The 837-nt window shown below is 36.6% G+C and carries 1 protein-coding gene; it reads right to left on the bottom strand.

From position 1 onward, the window contains the following. The coding region (locus HMPREF3230_RS00945) for a S8 family serine peptidase (RefSeq protein WP_155642865.1) at positions 1-837 on the bottom strand (837 nt) is incomplete at both ends.

Below are 837 nucleotides of genomic sequence, written 5' to 3'. Positions count from 1 at the left end.
CTTTCATAGCAAGCAGCTGTGCGTTTGGAGCAACGCCATCTACACGCCAATTCTTGTCTGCTGGCTTACCCGGTTCATCGCCATTAGCTGCAACAATTCCAGCTACGTGCATGCCATGCTGTTCAGCACCGTTATCTGTAATAGTATAATTTTCATCAGCGTAGTTATAACCATCTGGAACTTTATCTGTGAAACCTTTTCTTGGTTTCATTTTCAAATGGCTCTTAGCTGAATCATCAAGTTTCATATCTTGATGTGTTGGATCAATACCTGTATCAATAATTGAAACAAGCATTCCAGTGCCATCAAGACCCTTCTTCTTAAATTCTTCATTCACACCCTGTAACGTGCGAGCATAATTTTCAAGAGGATAATATAGACGTTCTTTTGCAACAGAAGCGATTTCAGGCTCATTTTGTAAGTCAACAATTCTATTAGATGGAAGAGTTGCTTCAAATCCATTCATAAGATAGCCGAATTGACGGCGAACGCTCATATCGTACTTGGAAGACCATTTTTTAATCAATTGATCTTGATTAAATTTGTTATCCTGTTCTTGTTGCTTAGAAGGAGTTTTCGGCTGCTTCTTTAAAGTGACTATAACAGTAATTGGTTTTTTAGAATTTACAACTGTTTTAGAACCAAATTTTTTGTATAGCTTTTCACTATCTATAAGATTCTTGTGAGCTAATTTTTTAGCAGAAGACTCTAGTAGATTAGATGACTTATCTTTTGTATCTTTTATAGCAAAACTTGTACTAGTTTCTTCATTATTTTTATTTTCAGAAGCATTTGCCTGGCTTAACGGCACGAGCAATGTTGCTGCAGCAATGCCTA

It is taken from the genome of Gardnerella vaginalis (assembly GCF_001563665.1).
In the GTDB taxonomy this organism is placed as follows: domain Bacteria; phylum Actinomycetota; class Actinomycetes; order Actinomycetales; family Bifidobacteriaceae; genus Bifidobacterium; species Bifidobacterium vaginale_A.
This window is presented reverse-complemented; position numbering and strand designations above follow the sequence as displayed.